Genomic DNA, 16686 nt, shown 5'->3' with positions numbered 1-16686 from the left:
CAAAAGCGCCGAAAAGTGATGCAGCTCGCACAGCAGCGGCTGGCGACGTGTGCTCTTGATGCAATTAGGGCTCAATCACCGCAAATCCAAACACAAGCACCAACTCATGCGTTACTCAAATCTTATTGCCGGCCTCGCTCTCGCCACCTGTTCAGGTATAGCCAGCGCAGGACTTGTTATTGATTCCATCAATGTACAGATGGTCAGCACAAAATTTTCTGCACGAAACCTCAAAGGTACCGGGGATGAGAACTTCGCGAAGGCATTAAACGCCTTTGAGTCCAGCGAGGGCTCAGTTTGCAACGAAGATCTCGATGCGTTTGAGGGCGTTAGCTACAGTGGCACCTGTGGCGGCGGCAAGAGAAACTACGGTGCGCTTTACACAATCGCCGGGAGTTTGACCGGAGCTGCTGAGTTCCAGTTCGGACTCGACTGGGGGCGCGGTGGATTTATTGTTGCGGACTCCAAAGATGCGTCAGTTAAGTACTTCAACGAGGACATCTGGTGGGCTAAAAACTGGAACAAGAAATCTGAAGTAAAAAACTATGTCCTGGAAGATGTCGGCAAGTTCTCCCTCACACTGCTCGGTTTTGAGGGCTGCTGCGATGGCATTAACTCAGCGCAATATCGCACCTGGGACACAAACACAGTTCAAACACTGCAGCGCAGCAGACTGCCTGAGCCCTCAGAATGGCAGACACTTGAAGTCAACGCTGTCCCCGTCCCAGGCTCACTCCCTCTGATGGCTATCGGCGCACTGCTAATGTGGCGTCGCCGTCAGTCGTAAACCACTGCCTCGATGATCGCTAAGTGATCATCGACGCCGGCGCGAAACGCAGCTTCGCTGATACGCTCGTCATTCCCGTGGATCCGAACCATTTCGGCCTCAGGAATGATGGTCGGCGTAAATCCATAGCTGGCAATGCCGGCATCGCGCGTAAAGTGACTATCGGTAAAACCCGCTGAGACCGACGGCATTACCCGCGAACCCGGGTGACGTTCGGCGGTGATGTCGGTAATCGCGCTATAAAGTCTAGAGCCGGTATCAGTAATCGCCGGCGAAAAAGCCATAAGCACTTCCACCTCTACACCGCTGGGCGCCACCAACTCCCGAACCTCTTCTACAAAAGTATCCACCGCCTTGTCGGGCAGAATGCGGCAATCGATCTCTCCCCAGGACTCCGGGGGAACAACATTGATTTTGTTAGATGCCGACAGCCGTGTGATAGAGCAGGTGTCCCGAGTCAGCGCATGCATAGGCGGTGAAAAGTCCTGAAGACGCTTTAGAAACCCAGGCTCTTCGATAGACTCGGCCATATTGGCAAAGGATGGCGCCCACTCTGGCTCAGCGCTTTGCGCAATACTTCTGAACATGGCATCCACCGGCGGAATGATTCGCGCCGGGAATGGGTTAGTTCGCATGATTTCCATCGCCTGCACCACCCGCGTCACCGAGGATGTGGGATACGGCATAGAGCCGTGTCCGGGCCTGTCGATGGCGGTGAGTCGCAGCCAAACCGGCACTTTTTGAGTAAGCTCTACGGAGAATATGGTCTCGCCCTTGGCCGTCAATCGTCCGCTACCACCCTCATTGAGCAGTAATCCGGCGTTATCAAATACCTCTGGGTGGTTCTTGAGGAGCCAACCCGCGCCGTAAAGGCCTCCAGCTTCTTCATCGGCCGTGGCAACAAACACCACGTCACGATTCAAGGGCTTGCCCGCACGGTGCAGACTCAAAAATGTAGCCAGCTGAGTAACGCCTGTGCCCTTCATGTCGATGGCACCGCGGCCCCAGATGTAGCCATCGCGAATCTCTCCGGACAGCGGGTCCGTGGTCCAGTACTTGGGGTCGGCGGGTACAACGTCGGTATGCTGCAAAAGGATCAGTGCAGGCTCATCGCCCCCCTCAATGCGCGCCCAGATGTTGCCGCGACCCGGAGCGCTCTCTGCGGACTGCCAGGAGATGCCTTCGGCATCAAAAATCTTGCTGTAAAAATCCACCGCCCGGGACTCATTACCCGGAGGATTAATGGTGTCGATCTTCAAAAATGCCTGCAGCCAATCCACGGCCTCATCATCGAGGGTTTGTGCAGCGGCCGGTAAAGCGGTGGCCAACAGCACTGCAAGCGAGCCTCGCCCAAGAGATCTCGTTAACTTTCGAATCACCGTGTTGCCCAAACCCATTGCAAAGTCTTTATGCACCTGAAGCTCTCCTGCCCGCTGGCTAAGTCCTACGCTGTTTTATCGCGCCCACGCTGTGTGTCAGTTTCCACGCGATACTCAAAACACGAAAGTAGCGTATCGACAGCGATTTGGCGAACACAACATACGCTTAGTGCAGCTGGGGGTATCGGTATCGCTGCAGCCAGTCACCATCGTTTTCCCGCTCGCAGGCCTCCTCGCTATCACAGCGGAGCTGCCCGTCTTTGGGGTTTATGGGAATGTTGATCGCTTTGAGCTCGGTCTCAATCAAGTCCGACAATGTCTGATCCAACTGCAAGGCACAGGCGGCTCGCAATAGCTCATCCGTCTCGAACACGCTCACAATAACCAGCGACCTTGGAAAGTTCTGGTAATTGACGAAGTGCGTTATCCACGCAAACCCCGGAACCGTCTCCAGCGCCACATGGCATACACGGGTAAGAGCCGCGCTCAAATCTCGGTCTATCTTCTTGTCGGTTTTGCGCACGACTAATCAGCTCCCAGCATGCTTGCGATTTTGCCTACGGTATTCAAATTGCGTCCCGTCGCGGCCACGCCTAGGCAAGACTCAATGTTTGCCACAAGCTTTGAGCGCCCTATGCCGTCAGGAGCGTGGAGATAAAACACCTTGCCATGCAGTGCGTAGCTTTCTGAGCTTGCTAATAGCAAATCAAGTTTCGGCTGATCTAACGCCGGCTCGGCGTCACAGAAGTAAAAGTGGATAGTATTCCCGGCGCCCTCAAATGGGTTCGTGGTGTGCGCCGCAGAGAATTCTTCCTTGGCCATCACCATGATGGCTGGCTCAATTCCAAAAGATTTCTCGATCAATGGGCCAAGCTCGTCCTTAGGATTTGTGTCTGCGTCAAGAACGATATTACCGCTTTGGATGTAGGTCTGAACGTTGCTGTAGCCAGCGTCTTGCAGGCACAGCTTTAGAGCCTTCATAGGAAGCGGGTTGTTGCCGCCGACATTGATACCCCTTAGCAGGGCGACATAAGTACTCACTGCTCTACTGCCTCTATCTCACCGGCCTTGTTTTTGGTTTTAGCGTTATAGCACCTCTGCCAAATCGCCCTTGGTCTCTAACCAGGACTTGCGATCGCCCGCGCGTTTTTTTGCCAGAAGCATATCCAGCATTTCGTTGGTTTCGTCACCGGCTTCCAGCCGCAGCTGGACCAGGCGGCGGGTATCGGGGCTCATGGTGGTTTCGCGCAGCTGCAAGGGGTTCATCTCTCCCAGGCCCTTAAAACGCTGCACATTGACCTTGCCGCGTTTCTTCTCGGCTTCGATACGGTCCAGAACACCCTGCTTTTCGGCCTCATCGAGGGCGTAATAAACCTCTTTGCCTATATCAATACGATACAGCGGCGGCATGGCCACATACACATGACCTGCCGATACCAGAGCCCGAAAATGCCGCACAAACAGTGCGCAGATCAGCGTAGCAATGTGCAGACCGTCGGAGTCAGCATCGGCAAGAATGCAAACCTTGCCGTAACGCAGCCCGCTAAGGTCATCGTCCGCCGGATCAATACCCAGCGCTATGGAGATATTGTGTACTTCCTGAGATGCCAGAATTTCCTGGGAGTCCACCTCCCAGGTGTTCAGGATCTTTCCGCGTAGTGGCAGGATCGCCTGAATCTCGCGATCTCTCGCCTGCTTGGCGCTGCCGCCCGCCGAGTCACCCTCTACTAAAAACAATTCAGTTCGAGAGATATCTTCGCCCGAGCAGTCCGCCAACTTGCCGGGCAGTGCAGGGCCTGCGCTGACCTTTTTGCGGACGACTTTTTTGGCGCTGCGCAAACGGCGCTGGGCAGTGTTGATGCACAGCTCTGCAAGCGCTTCGGCATCGCTGGTGTGCTGGTTCAACCACAAACTAAATGCATCTTTGGCAACGCCGGAAACAAACGCCGCGGCCTCTCTGGAGCTCAGCCGCTCTTTTGTCTGCCCCGAAAACTGCGGATCTTCGAGCTTGGACGAAAGCACATAACTACAGCGTTCCCAGATGTCATCAGGGGCAAGCTTTACGCCGCGGGGTAACAGGGAGCGGATCTCGCAAAAATCCCGCATGGCATCCAAAAGACCCGTGCGCAGACCGTTAACGTGCGTACCACCCTGAGCGGTGGGAATCAGATTTACATAGGACTCGGTAATTAACTCACCGCCTTCGGGGAGCCACTGCACGGCCCAATCAACAGCTTCGGTACTGCCGCTGAAGCTGCCGGTAAAAGGCTCTGCAGGCAACGTTGCGAAACCATCGGTGGCTGACAACAGATAGTCGGTGAGACCGTCTTCGTAGTACCACTCTTCTTTCTCGTTTTTCTTTTCGTCAAGAAAGGTGACCCGAAGCCCGGGGCAGAGCACGGCTTTGGCACGCAGCACATGCTGGAGCCGGGGCACGGAAAAATTAATGGAGTCAAAATACTGCGGGTCTGGCGTAAACCGAACATTGGTGCCGGTATTGCGCTTGCCGCAGGTATCAATAACCGTGAGCTCTGAGGTCTTTTCGCCGCCGGCAAAGCTCATCTGGTGAACCTCGCCGTCTCGACGAATAGTCACCGTCAGCTGCTTTGACAGCGCATTCACCACGGACACTCCCACCCCGTGAAGACCACCACTGAACTGATAGTTTTTGCTGGAGAACTTACCCCCGGCATGCAGGGTGCAAAGAATCACCTCCACACCGGGCTTTTTTTGCTCCGGGTGCATATCCACAGGCATACCGCGACCATCGTCACTGGCTGACAGAGAACCATCGCTATGCAGCACTACGTCTATCTGCCGCGCAAAACCCGCCAGCGCCTCATCAACGCTGTTATCGATAATCTCCTGAGCCAGGTGATTGGGACGCGTGGTATCGGTATACATTCCGGGGCGCTTGCGCACCGGTTCAAGGCCCGTGAGAACCTCAATAGATTCAGAAGAATAATCGCTCACTGCGGAAAAATCGCCTGATTGGAAAGACCGCGGCATTGTACACGGGAGGATACAAAAACACCGCAGAACTGCGCTGCACGCGACGGCTAATACGCAAATAAACGCTAGAGGTAGCCGGAGGCCTCTCGATCAACAGGAAAGATTTGCGAAACCGCGCGGGACACGTCGGTTCTGATAGCGCCATCGGCATCCAGCTCTAACCAGCGGTAGCCTGGCGCCTGTGTATCCACGGCAAAATCCTGTTGCCCGGGCAGAAACTGTACACAGGTCGACGGAGTACATAGCAAGCGCAGATCTTCGCGGTACTTGTCCAGTTCCTGATGCACATGACCCCAAAGCAGGCCCCGAACCCGGGGATACCGGCCAAGAATCTCAAAAAACGAATCCGCGTCCGACACCATTTGCTCGTCGAGCCACTCACAGCCGATGGGAACGGGCTGATGATGCAGGCAAATCAATGTATGCAATTGCGCTTCGGCTCCGGCGTTGAGGCACTCCTCAAGGCGCTGCAGCTCGGGACGCCCCAAGTGCCCGCCAACTTCACCGGGAAGCTGGGAGTCGAGCATCACAATCTGCCAGGCTCCTACGCGAATTTCGCCAGGAACACGCTCAGCCCCCCCGACCTCAATCATGACATCGCGAAGATCGTGGTTGCCCGGTAGCCAAAAGTGTTCTGGGCTGACCTGATCAAAATAGCCAATGAGCCTTCGATAGGCATCACCAGCGCCGGAATCGGCCAAATCGCCGGTGCCCAGTACAAAATCAGGCTTGGGGTATTCTTTATTGGCAAGGTCAACCACGGCTTGCAAGGAATAGTCCGTGTCCAGACCTAACAGCTTGCCACCGTCGTGCGTCTTTAGATGGGTGTCGGTGAGCTGCACAATACGGATAGTTTCGACCTGCACACTCAGTTCACAAACACTGTTATGGATATCACTCATGAATACATCGCCCCTAGGCGTGTTCGGCCCCGGGCTTTAAAAGACCTGCCAGATCTGCTTGACCATGATGCAGGCAGTGCGACAGCCAATCTGCAAGAAAGCTGTTCTGTTGATTCTTTTCGTCCTGCTGATGCATGGACGGGTTTGGATATGCATAACGCCCCTGGGTCTTCCCGGCTGCCTGAAACCGCACGACTTCGATCATTCCCGCGTCGTGATACGCCCGAGCTTCCATCACCAAGGGCTTTAACCAACTCAAATCCGAGCTCTGGGAGCTATCGGTGCCGGCAGTGGGGTAACTCTTGAGACAAAACAAGGTGGTGTAACGGCTACGCTCTATAACTTCGATGTGTACTTGGGCCCCATCAACCGAAAAGTGCTTGCTGTTGCGGCTCTCGTAGTCCGAAAACAGGCGCAGCATGCGGGCATAGTTAGCCTCGCATTGAGCGTGCAATGCGCGTAAATCGACTTTGTAAGAGCCTTTTATCACCGCTTGTCTCGCTTCCTTCCTCATCTGTGGCCACTTATGCGCCATTGACGGACCTTGACCCAACTTTTTTCAACAAAGGCTAATGCACGCCTTACCGTGAACCAGTAGCTTAGCTTGTCACGTATTTCTCTTCGAGATGCAGCGCGTTTACCAACAAAATCGATCAAACGCAGCTTAAACACGATGGCTTGCACGAAAAGCGCTAGTCTTGAATTGAGTGTAACACCTAAGATTGTTGCCACGCGTGAGAAAGGAATAGTCACTATTGCGCACTGCGAAGTAGTCGTCATTACTGGTAAAATTTGCGCGGTTTTATTCCGTATACCCAAGGATTTGATTATGCATTTCCCCGGCAAGGTGTTCCTCGCCTCTTTGACATTGATATCCGCCACTGCGGCAAACGCAGAGTCCCTGCGTGACATTTACGAGTTGGCTCTGGAAAACGACGCGACGCTGAAGGCGCAGCAGGCTCAATATATGGCGGGTCTGGAGGACGAAAACGCAGCGTTTTCGGTACTTTTACCTCAGGTCACAGCTACTGCCGGCATCCAAAATACAGATACCGACACTACCAGTCCCGGTATTGTCGGCTTTGACAACAACGGCGTTCCGGTCATCGGTAACACCTTTGATAATACCGATGTGGACACAGAAACCTATCAGGTGACACTCCAGCAGGCGATTTTTGATCTCCCGGCGTGGTTTTCCTTTCAAAGAGGGAAGGAGCTTTCAAAGCAGGTAGAAGCAACTTTTGCGGCAAATCAGCAAAGTCTCATCGTTCGGGTGGTTCAGGCCTACCTCGATGTTTTGCGTGCACAGGACAATCTGCGCGCATCCGTTGCCCGGGAAGAGGCCTTCGGCCGGCAATTAGAGCAAAACCAACAGCGCTTCGAGGTTGGTCTTATCGCTATAACCGACGTCTACGAGTCTCAGGCAGCCTATGACCTGTCTCAGGTTGATCGCATATCAGACGAAAACTCAGTTGCAGTGGCCTTAGAGAATCTCAGCGTCCTGACGGGTAAACGACATGACACACTGGATGTGCTCGTAGAGACATTCAACGTCAACAAGCCGGAACCTGCCGATCGCAGTGCCTGGGTCGAGTTTGCCCTGGCGAACAACTTCAATCTCAAAGCCTCGCAATACGCCGAGGAAGCGGCCCGGCAAAATGCCAAGGCCCGACGTCTGGCGCATGCCCCAACGATCAGCGGCACCGCGCAATACACAGACTCAGAAACCAACGGCACGCGTTTTCAGGATCCGGCAGGCATTTTCAACTTCCCCCCAGAGCAGGAGCGCGAGCAGGCTTTGCTGGGCGTGCAGCTTTCCATGCCGATCTACACAGGCGGTGCCATCAGTGCCGAGCGTCGCCGTGCAGCACAGCAGTTCAACCAGGCTAGAGAGCAGCGCATCAACCTTACTCGCCAGACTGTGACTGATGCCCGCTCACTGCATATGACCGTGGTCAACGATGTTGCCCGGGTCGCCGCCAGAAAGCAGAGCATTCTGTCTTCCAAAAGCGCACTGGATGCCACACAGGCAGGTTATGAAGTGGGTACTCGGAACATCGTCGACGTGCTGAATGCGCAGAACACACTGTTTTCTGCACTTCGGGATTACGCAAACAGCCGCTACGACTACATCGTCAACACACTGTTACTGAAAGAGCAGGCGGGCCTGTTGAGTCCGGAGGATGTGATTACACTGGATAGCTATCTGGAAGCCGCCGCAGCGCCGACAAAATCAGCGATGGGTATCAAGTAGAGACTGTACACCGGTAAACAGGGCGTTCAGCGCGCCTCGATTAGCCTCCAGCACAGTTAGCGCCGCCGTTCCCCGGCGGCGTTTTTCGTTCTCATCCCCCAGTAAACGCTCGAATTGATCCAGAAGCTGTGCTTCATCGGCGCAGCGCTTCAGCCCCCCGGACTCGCTAAGTCTTTCGGTAATGTCTTCAAAATTGAACATTGAGGGCCCGCAAAGAATCGGCATGCCCCAGGCGGCCGCTTCCAGAGGATTGTGGCCACCTCTGGAGATAAAGCTCCCACCGATAACAGCAATGTCCGCCACACCAAACAATTGAGACAACTCTCCCAAAGAGTCCAGCAGCACCAGTTCGGTATTGCCATCCACAGGATCTGACTGAGATCGACGAGACACACGCAGCCCAGCATCACAGCACAACTCAAACACCGCGTTAAAGCGCTCGGGATGTCTGGGCGCGAGGAGTAAAAGTGCGTTTGTCTGCCTCTTACGCAACGCGGCGAAGACCGACAGGGCCAGTTCTTCTTCGCCCTCGTGCGTACTTGCAAAGATAATCACCGGCCGCTGTGATGTCGCCCACTGCTCACTCAGGTCCTGCACCTGTTCCCGCATTTCATCCGTAAGCTGTACATCAAACTTGATGCTACCCGTCACACTCATATGTCCAGGATTCATACCCAACTGTAAGAAACGGTCCGCGTCCGCGCTGCTCTGAGCGCCAAGCCAGTCAAGCGTGCCCAGCATTTCCCGCGTTGTGCGCGCTATCCGCGCGTAGCCCGCCGCAGATCGCGCCGACAAACGGGCATTGGCCAGTAAAATCTGACAGTGCGAACGCGTGGCGTAATGCAGCAGATTCGGCCAGAGTTCAGTTTCCATAAGAATCAGTAGCCGGGGCTGTGCACGCTTTAAAAACCGCTTTACCGCGCCGGGCGTGTCCCAGGGTGCATACACATGCAAGACCCTGCCGCCAAACAATCGCCGGACCTGCTCCGAGCCAGTAGGTGTGGTGGTCGTTATGAGTAATTGATAGTCCGGGTACTTCTCAAGTAAACGCTCTACCAGAGGTCGTGCCGCGAGGGTCTCTCCTAAAGAGACCGCATGGATCCATATACAGGGCCTGACATCATGTGAAGGAGAGAAAAAACCAAAGCGCTCCAGCAAACGCTGGCGATAGGCAGGCGCGTGGCGGGAACGCAGGAGCATGCGCAGCACAATAAAGGGCAGCAACATGACGAACAGCGCGCTGTAGGCAATGCGAATCACATCTGACGCTCGGATAAGGAGGAGGGCTTACAGCATAACCACCAAAACCAGCACAGACTACAGCTTGCCAGTGCCAGTGTGTATCGGTAGTGTCATCGCCCCAGCAAACTTGGACTGCATACTGTGTCCCAGCTCTCTACATTGTCGCTTCCTATCGACATAGACGCCGTTAAAGGCTTCCTGTCCCATGCCGAAGGTGAGGCACTTTTTCGCTGCGCAAGCGAGTTACCCCATGCGGCAACTGCCGTGGAGATCGGCAGCTATTGCGGTAAATCAACCGTCTATCTGGGTTTGGGTTGTAAAACTACCGGAAGCACCTTGTTTGCCATAGACCATCATCGAGGCTCCGAAGAGCATCAACCCGGTGAGATGTTTCACGACCCTCAGTTGCTGGACGATTCAGGGGCGTTCAGCACCCTTGGGAGTTTTCGTCGAACCATCAGCGCCGCTGATCTCGATGATACGGTGATTCCGATTCTTAGCACTTCCGCGCAATTTGCCCGCGCCTGGCACGGCCCCCTGGGCCTGGTCTTTATCGATGGAGGCCACAGCCTGGATGCTGCTTTATTGGATTACCGAAGTTGGGCGGGCTTTATCACGCCCAAAGGTCGCCTTGCTATTCACGATGTTTATCCGGCATCTGAGGCTGGAGGTCAGGCCCCGATTACCGTGTATCGACTTGCTTTGGCATCGGGCTTGTTTCGTGAGATTGCCGCCGTCGACAGCCTCAGGATTCTGGAGCGGCTGTAAGGGCCACCAAAAGCCTACTTGGCACGGCGCACGGGCGCTTGCGCAGCGCTGTCGGGGATTTCGACCCGGGTAAACAGGTTCGCCGCAGCGGTATGTCCAGTGAGCGCGTCAGCAGCCAATAAAACCGCTCCGGCGGTCCAGGTAGGCCGCTCATCTGGCCACAGCAGGTCTTCTGCAAACTGATAGCCCGTCCAATAGTCACCTTGATCACTGCGCCATTGATGCAGCCAGCTATAGAGCTCTACAGCGCGAGCATGATCTCCCGCAGCCAGTAGTGCCATAACCAACTCACAGGACTCTGCAACGGTTACCCAGGGCTCTTCGACAACACAGCGACAGCCCATGCCGTCTTCCACGAACTCATCCCACCTTGACGCCAGACGTTCGCGCGCCGCTGCACCAGTAATCACGCCGGTCAGCACCGGATAAAACCAATCCATGGAATAACGCGACTTACTCTCCCAGGTTCGATCAAAGCGCTGGGGACGATTGCGCAGGGCATCGCCAAGCAGGCTTCGAGCCTCAAGAAAGTTCGCGCGCTCCTGACCCAGAGTCACAGCTATATTGTGCGCGCACTCCAGACTTTTATGGATTGAGCTGCAGCCGGTAATCAGCGCATCACTGCGCGGCGTACCGTCTTCGTCTACCGCCCAATCGATATCTCCGTATTCGGATTGCAAAGAGATAACAAAATCCATAGCCGCATCAACCACCGGCCACAGCTCGGTGAGAAACGCGCGGTTGTCGCTAATCAGATAGTGATGCCAGACACCGGTAGCAACATAAGCCACAAAGTTAGTTTCTCTGCGCTCTCGATTATCTGGCACCCCGTTGCGATAGGCCGCCCACCAACTGCCGTCAGGCAGCTGCTGTTTTGCCAGCCAGCGATAAGCACGCTCCGCTGCTTCCCACTCGCCGCCGATAGACAGGCCCATGGCCGCCTCAACGTGATCCCAGGGATCCGCATAGTTGCCCGGTGACCAGGGTATTTCGCCATTCGATAGCTGAGCATCGCAAATCGACGCAATGGTCGGTGCGAGAAAGTCCCGGGGAAACATTCCGGAGGTAAAGTAGGGACCGCTCATTCGCTGCCCTTTCGAAAATACATAACGACGCTTTTACCAAGAACGGGGTTTAGCACACGCTCAAGCACGCGCGTAAAGGCTGGTTGGCTCATCATATCCCAGACCAGCAAGCGATGATATTGACGCACTAACCAGTTGGTTTCCCGGGACTTCCAGAACAAACACTGTAACCACCAGTAAATGCTATGTAGTGCATGGGCGCCATGCTCAAAATAAAGATCAAAGCCTTGTTTTTCGATATCCCTGCGCAAATTTTGAGTATTGAATATCCGCAGATGTCCGCCCATCACCTGATGATAGTCCCGCGATAAACTCCAACAAATACGCTCGCACCAGGCGCGAGGCACGCTGGCGCAAAACCGGCCACCGGGCTTAAGAACCCGGGCGATCTCTGTCAGAGCGCTACGGTAATCTGGAATATGCTCAAGCACCTCACTACAAATCACCGCATCGAAACTTGCATCGGCAAAAGGTAAGCGAAGTGCATCGCCGGCGAGGAGTAGAAACAGCGCGGAATCCTCTGCAGCGTCACCACGAAACTCCTGCATACGCTCCCGCGCCGTCGCCAAATCATTCAGAGACAAATCGACCCCTACGGCATCTACGCCATCCAGTGCACAGGCCGCGATCACATGACGCCCTTCGCCGCAGCCCAGATCCAGCACTCGCTGCCCGGCCTGCATGGGAAAGTAATTGCGATCAAGGGTTTGCATCAGCAATCACTCCTCGGTAATAGCTCAGCATTTGTTCGCCGCAAACGGTCCAGCTAAAGTTGTCCAAAATACGCTCCCGCCCGGCTTTCGCGAGGCGCTCTCGTTCGGCGCTGTCATCCAGAAGCTTGGCAATCGCTGCAGCTAAGGCATCCGCGTCGGCAGTCGGCACGATCACACCGGCGTCAGCGACGATTTCTGGTAAAGCCCCACCGTCGGTGGATACCACCGGAACACCACAGGCCATGGCTTCTCCCGCGGGAAGCCCAAACCCTTCGTAAATCGATGGGATCACGGCCAGGGTCGCTTCTGCGTAGTGACGCACCATCTCTCCGGTGCTGATCCCGGATACAAACTGCACGCGCTCGCGGAGCTCTAATCTATCGAGCAGCTGCTCTGTTTTGCCACCCGGCTGAGGCTTACCCACCACCAACAACTCTAAATCAGGATAGCTGTCTAACAACGCCGCATAAGCCTTCAGTAAGTAACGCAGTCCCTTAAGCGGAGCGTCGGCGGAGGCGGTGGCCATCAGGCGGTTGGACCGTCTGTGTATCTCAGCGTGAGGTCTAAAAACAGCGGTATCGATACCGTTATAAACAAGATCAATTTTGTCAGCGGGCAAACCAAAATCCGCGGCAATATCCTGTCTGGACTGCTCGGACACCGTAATCACGTGGCGTAATCGGCGCACGACCTTGCCTTGCATGCTCAAAAACGAATGCCAGCGACGCACAAACAGGCGTTCATGCCAGGTTCTTGCTGCACGCAGGGCGATGCGTAAGTCATGAGTAATGGGATGGTGCACCGTCGTCACCAGGGCAAAACCTTCATCCTGGAGTTTGAGAACTCCATAGCTGAGACTCTGATTGTCGTGAATGAGGTCATAGTGGCGACCCTCTCGGCGAAGATACTTCCGCACCCGGCGTCCAAAGGTATAAGGCTCGGCAAAGCCGCCGCTAAGCTTGCTTAACCACTCAGTCATATCCGTAAAAGACAGGAGGTGATGAGGCCGCAGAGAGCCAAGACCGTGGGTAAACAAGTCCAGGCTGGGAATGTGTATCAGTTTCACCCGAGGATCGAGTTCCGGATACGGCGGACCCGAGATAACGTCCACCTCATGGCCAGCCTCAACCAGGGCCTTGCTCAAATAGTGCAAATAGATGCCCTGGCCTCCGCCGTGGGGCTGACTGCGATAGCCAAGCAGGGCAATGTGCAAGGGACCCGACATGCTGCTCCGGATGGGTGGAATGTTTTGGGAAGCCGCGCATTGTATACACCGCAGGTCTTGGCACAAGCTCGGGCGGGGGCCTCAGTAGGCCCCGCGAAGACGCCCCAGCATAGCCCCTGAGCTCAATTGCTCCACCAGCTGTTGATAATCATGCCCGTCGTGCATCACGCCATCGACCTCTCGGTTTTCGTAAGACGCGCTTAGGTTAAGTGCGCAAAGCGGCTCCGCATGCCCCGCTCGAAGCATCTGCAGCGCCCGGTCACCTCCATCAAGAAGCTCCGCCATGACCAGAGGCGACAGCATGCCCACGCGCTCTTCGACGGAAAAAGCCGCAATGTTGTGCCAGGCCGTTAGCAGCTTGGGGCCAATAAACTGAGGCACAACCGGCGATTCTGTGCGCTCCAGAAGCAGCCGGGCACGATCCAGATAGAACGCCAAAGTGGGAGAGCCGGCGCTAAACTGCATCCAGGCGTTGTGAATTTTTCGATAGCGGCGCAACTTGCCGCCATCTTGTTGTATCCAACACTCCCGGCCAAATCGGTCGCCTGAGTCCGCGGGGGTGAACTGCTCAAAAATCAGAACATCGGCATCACACCAGATTGCCCGATCATAGCCAGATTCAAGCACTTCACGCATCCAATAGAGTCTTGCAAGGTCCGATAAAACAACCACTTGCGCGGCAAAACGCGCTCTTAGCGTCACAGGAATTCGATCAAACAGCGCGTCGCCATCAAGCAGGTAATCAAAACCCTGCTGCGAGGCCCAGCTGCTGACTGATGCGCAGCAACTGCCCATCCAGGTCGTCAGCCGATCCGATTGGTGCGACTGAAGTACGATAGTTTTCAGGTCCTTTCTCCCAGGCGCTGTGATTCAAGTCCCAGACTGGTGTAAAACTGGGCTCCCAAAGGCCCGGGAGCACGACAGCCCCCAAGCCCGACCGATATACTAAAGCCGTCTGAAACACACATGGATGTAACAGTATGAGCGGGACAGCCTACAAAGGCATCATTCTCGCCGGCGGCTCGGGCACGCGACTTCACCCGCTGACCAGCACGGTAAGTAAGCAGCTAATGCCGGTTTATGACAAGCCGATGATCTATTACCCCCTTGCGACGCTGATGGAAGCCGGCATCCGCGATGTACTGATTATTACCACCCCCCGGGACCAAAAAGCCTTTGCTGATCTTCTCGGCGGCGGCGAGCAATGGGGCATTAACATCAGTTATGCCGTACAACCCAGCCCCGATGGCCTGGCGCAGGCCTTTATTCTGGGTGCCGACTTTGTGGGTAATAGCCCCGTAAGCCTGGTTTTGGGGGACAATATTTTTTACGGCGATGGTTTTTCCAAGAGCCTTCGCCACGCCGCCGAAAGGCAAAATGGCGCGTCAGTGTTTGCCTACTACGTGAACGACCCCGAACGCTACGGTGTTGTGGACTTTGACAGCGAGGGCGTAGCCAGCAATATCGAAGAAAAACCGGCAAATCCGCGCTCCCATTATGCTGTCACTGGTTTGTACTTCTACGACAATGATGTCGTCGACATCGCAAAGAACATTCAGCCCTCACCCCGAGGGGAGCTTGAGATTACCGATGTGAACCTCGCCTATCTCAAGCGCGGCGACCTGCATGTGGAAGTCATGAGCCGCGGAACGGCCTGGCTTGATACCGGCACTCACAACTCCCTTTTGGACGCGGCCAATTTTATCCGCGTGGTAGAGGAGCGTCAGGGTCTCAAGATCGCCTGCCCGGAAGAAGTTGCCTATCGCATGAGCTATATCGATGCGCAGGCCCTTCAGGCCCTCGCTGCACCGCTGATAAAAAGCGGCTACGGCGAGTATTTAATGGGATTACTTCGCGAAGAAGGGGCTGTTCGAAATGCAATTTGAAGCCACCAGTCTTCCCGGCGTCTATCTGCTGACACCCCGGATATTTGGTGATGAACGCGGGTTTTTTATGGAAAGCTGGAATGCCGAGGTGTTCCGCGAGGCAGGGTTTGATCTGAGTTTTGTGCAGGACAACCACAGCCGTTCTGCTAAGGGAATCCTTCGCGGACTGCACTATCAGACTAATCACACTCAGGGAAAGCTCGTGCGCGTCACCGCTGGCAGCGTATTTGATGTAGCCGTCGACATGCGTCGGGACTCACCCACCCTGGGTCAATGGTATGGCGTGACCCTGGATGCCACATCACAGCAGATGCTATGGGTACCACCGGGCTTTGCTCACGGATTTTATGTCACTTCCGAATTCGCAGACTTTCAGTATAAGTGCACAGACCGGTACGACCCCAAAAGCGAAGTCAGCATTGCCTGGGATGACCCAAGTCTGGGGATAGATTGGCCATTGGTTGGCGGCGCAGCGCCCTCTCTGTCAGGCAAGGACCAGACAGGTATGGCCTTTGTGGACGCACCACGACTTCCCTAGGGCGCAGGACTAGGACGGCTCCAAAAGCCGAAAAACGATGCTGCCTTCCAATGATTCACCCGGACCCAAGAGTGTGGGCGCAGGTACCTCGGGTAAACGTCTATATGCCATGGCAGCGGTCAGATGCGTCACCGGCTCTACGCAAATCAGAGGCTTATCCGTCGGTCGAAAAACGTGCAGCGCGCTGAAAACAGGATCCGCCAGAAGTTCAAGTTGTCGATCCGGCCACCGCAGAAGCAGCTGTTGCTGCCAGCCGTCGAAATCATTATCGATTCCCAAGTCTGGCAGCTGACCCGTCGCCAGTGCCTCACACTCAGGCGCTTTAGATGTATAGGCCCGCGGTAACCCTGTGCGATCAACCGGTAAAAAAGCCCCCGCGCGGCCCTGAACACTCAGTAACCCGGCACTGGGGAACGCCGGATGTAAACCGAGTCCCGCCGGCATCTGTCCCGGACCGACATGCGTTAGCTTTAGGTGCATTCGCAGTTCTTTGGGCGCGATAACGCAGTTCAGCTGCGCACGATACTGCCAGGGCCAGGCGTCATGACGGCCGTCATAGCTCAACTTCAGAGCATCTGACTGCAAACTGTCCACATTCCACGGAGCCTGCCAGGCGTATCCGTGAATGGGATGCGCAGACAGGTCCGGGCGATTAGCGGCAAGAGCATGGCCGCCGTGTGCAAGCTTTCCCTCGGCAATGCGATTGGCGAAGGGGATGAGAGGAAAGCACGCCGGAACGCCGATTGTCTCGGCAAGCGCTTTGTCGACAAGCCAGTCATGATATTTTCCATGATGAAGTGATTGAAGGGATAGCAGCGCCGCGCCCGCCTCGGGAGCTATCTCCACACGCACACCAGCATGCTCCAGCCATACGGTGTTCATGCTATTGCTCGAG

General features: G+C 55.4%; 17 protein-coding genes. 5 read left to right on the top strand and 12 right to left on the bottom strand.

Annotation, left to right across the window (positions count from 1 at the left end):
- Nucleotides 1-106: 106 nt before the first annotated feature.
- Entirely contained in the window at nt 107-787 is a 681-nt protein-coding gene (locus R0135_RS12230) for a PEP-CTERM sorting domain-containing protein (protein ID WP_407347142.1), read from the top strand.
- On the opposite strand, the gene R0135_RS12225 is transcribed toward R0135_RS12230, so the two are convergent.
- The 6 genes from R0135_RS12225 to R0135_RS12200 all read right to left on the bottom strand — a co-directional run bounded on the left by R0135_RS12225 (nt 778) and on the right by R0135_RS12200 (nt 6594).
- Complete coding sequence (locus R0135_RS12225; RefSeq protein WP_407347141.1) at nt 778-2202, bottom strand: M20/M25/M40 family metallo-hydrolase; 1425 nt, start codon at nt 2200-2202, stop codon at nt 778-780. The genes R0135_RS12230 and R0135_RS12225 overlap by 10 nt on opposite strands.
- Nucleotides 2203-2332: 130 nt before the next feature.
- On the bottom strand, nt 2333-2689 hold the full coding sequence (locus R0135_RS12220) for a hypothetical protein (RefSeq protein WP_407347140.1): 357 nt from the start codon (nt 2687-2689) through the stop codon (nt 2333-2335).
- Between the two features lie 2 nt (nt 2690-2691).
- The gene (locus R0135_RS12215; RefSeq protein WP_407347139.1) at nt 2692-3207 is read right to left on the bottom strand and encodes a DUF1697 domain-containing protein; all 516 of its coding nucleotides are present in this window, start codon (nt 3205-3207) and stop codon (nt 2692-2694) included.
- 45 nt (nt 3208-3252) lie between these two features.
- Nucleotides 3253-5175: a DNA topoisomerase IV subunit B gene (parE, locus tag R0135_RS12210; RefSeq protein WP_407347138.1), complete on the bottom strand. Its 1923-nt coding sequence runs from the start codon at nt 5173-5175 to the stop codon at nt 3253-3255.
- A 68-nt stretch (nt 5176-5243) separates the two neighbouring features.
- The gene (gene cpdA, locus R0135_RS12205) at nt 5244-6080 is read right to left on the bottom strand and encodes a 3',5'-cyclic-AMP phosphodiesterase (RefSeq protein WP_407347137.1); all 837 of its coding nucleotides are present in this window, start codon (nt 6078-6080) and stop codon (nt 5244-5246) included.
- Nucleotides 6081-6093: 13 nt separating this feature from the next.
- The gene (locus tag R0135_RS12200) at nt 6094-6594 is read right to left on the bottom strand and encodes a DUF1249 domain-containing protein (RefSeq protein WP_407347136.1); all 501 of its coding nucleotides are present in this window, start codon (nt 6592-6594) and stop codon (nt 6094-6096) included.
- 315 nt (nt 6595-6909) lie between these two features.
- Between R0135_RS12200 and R0135_RS12195 the strand changes: the two genes are divergently transcribed.
- The gene (locus R0135_RS12195) at nt 6910-8334 is read left to right on the top strand and encodes a TolC family outer membrane protein (protein WP_407347135.1); all 1425 of its coding nucleotides are present in this window, start codon (nt 6910-6912) and stop codon (nt 8332-8334) included.
- Here R0135_RS12195 and waaA read toward each other — a convergent pair.
- Nucleotides 8314-9594, bottom strand: coding sequence for a lipid IV(A) 3-deoxy-D-manno-octulosonic acid transferase (gene waaA, locus R0135_RS12190; RefSeq protein WP_407347134.1), 1281 nt, complete (start codon nt 9592-9594; stop codon nt 8314-8316). The two genes, R0135_RS12195 and waaA, sit on opposite strands and share 21 nt — an antisense overlap.
- A 123-nt stretch (nt 9595-9717) precedes the next feature.
- Here waaA and R0135_RS12185 point away from each other — a divergent pair, with 123 nt between their 5' ends.
- Nucleotides 9718-10344 carry a class I SAM-dependent methyltransferase gene (locus tag R0135_RS12185; RefSeq protein WP_407347133.1) on the top strand — a complete coding sequence of 209 codons (627 nt, stop codon included), beginning with the start codon at nt 9718-9720 and terminating at the stop codon, nt 10342-10344.
- A gap of 14 nt (nt 10345-10358) precedes the next feature.
- On the opposite strand, the gene R0135_RS12180 is transcribed toward R0135_RS12185, so the two are convergent.
- The 4 genes from R0135_RS12180 to R0135_RS12165 form a co-directional block, all read right to left on the bottom strand.
- On the bottom strand, nt 10359-11429 hold the full coding sequence (locus tag R0135_RS12180) for a prenyltransferase (protein ID WP_407347132.1): 1071 nt from the start codon (nt 11427-11429) through the stop codon (nt 10359-10361).
- Nucleotides 11426-12142, bottom strand: coding sequence for a class I SAM-dependent methyltransferase (locus tag R0135_RS12175; RefSeq protein ID WP_407347131.1), 717 nt, complete (start codon nt 12140-12142; stop codon nt 11426-11428). Before R0135_RS12175 ends, R0135_RS12180 begins: the two co-directional genes overlap by 4 nt.
- On the bottom strand, nt 12129-13367 hold the full coding sequence (locus R0135_RS12170; protein ID WP_407347130.1) for a glycosyltransferase family 4 protein: 1239 nt from the start codon (nt 13365-13367) through the stop codon (nt 12129-12131). Before R0135_RS12170 ends, R0135_RS12175 begins: the two co-directional genes overlap by 14 nt.
- A gap of 81 nt (nt 13368-13448) precedes the next feature.
- Entirely contained in the window at nt 13449-14162 is a 714-nt protein-coding gene (locus tag R0135_RS12165) for a hypothetical protein (protein ID WP_407347129.1), read from the bottom strand.
- A 185-nt stretch (nt 14163-14347) separates the two neighbouring features.
- Between R0135_RS12165 and rfbA the strand changes: the two genes are divergently transcribed.
- On the top strand, nt 14348-15253 hold the full coding sequence (rfbA, locus tag R0135_RS12160) for a glucose-1-phosphate thymidylyltransferase RfbA (RefSeq protein WP_407347128.1): 906 nt from the start codon (nt 14348-14350) through the stop codon (nt 15251-15253).
- Entirely contained in the window at nt 15243-15791 is a 549-nt protein-coding gene (gene rfbC, locus R0135_RS12155; protein ID WP_407347127.1) for a dTDP-4-dehydrorhamnose 3,5-epimerase, read from the top strand. Before rfbA ends, rfbC begins: the two co-directional genes overlap by 11 nt.
- A gap of 9 nt (nt 15792-15800) precedes the next feature.
- Here the strand turns inward: rfbC and R0135_RS12150 are convergent, their stop codons facing one another.
- Complete coding sequence (locus tag R0135_RS12150) at nt 15801-16673, bottom strand: aldose 1-epimerase (protein ID WP_407347126.1); 873 nt, start codon at nt 16671-16673, stop codon at nt 15801-15803.
- Nucleotides 16674-16686: the final 13 nt, after the last annotated feature.

The organism is Congregibacter variabilis, from assembly GCF_045689235.1.
In the GTDB taxonomy this organism is placed as follows: Bacteria; Pseudomonadota; Gammaproteobacteria; order Pseudomonadales; family Halieaceae; genus Congregibacter; species Congregibacter variabilis.
Note: the sequence above shows the minus strand (reverse complement) of the source record. Positions and strands in the feature narration are given on the sequence as shown.